Raw genomic sequence first — 240 nt, 5'->3', positions numbered from 1 at the left:
AGCAGCAGGCCGCGAGCCTCGAGGAGACCGCCGCCTCGGTCGGCCAGACCGTCGCTCTCACCCGCCAGTCGGCCGACAACGCCGTCGCCGCGCGCTCAGCGATCGCCCAGACCCACCAGCGCGCAACCGAGGGCGGCGCGGTGGTCGGCAAGGCGGTCGCGGCGATGGGCGCGATCGAGCAGTCGGCGCGCGAGATCACCCAGATCATCGACGTCATCGACGGGATCGCCTTCCAGACCA

The 240-nt window shown here is 72.5% G+C and carries 1 protein-coding gene; it reads left to right on the top strand.

The genetic code is table 11. From position 1 onward, the window contains the following. Window positions 1-240 (top strand): methyl-accepting chemotaxis protein (locus AX708_RS20910; RefSeq protein WP_233999613.1); only part of this gene is annotated, 240 nt, incomplete at both ends.

This window comes from Erythrobacter sp. CCH5-A1, from assembly GCF_001557115.1.
Classification (GTDB): domain Bacteria; phylum Pseudomonadota; class Alphaproteobacteria; order Sphingomonadales; family Sphingomonadaceae; genus Erythrobacter.
The sequence above is the reverse complement of the archived record's forward strand: the minus strand, read 5'-3'. Positions and strand labels throughout refer to the sequence as shown.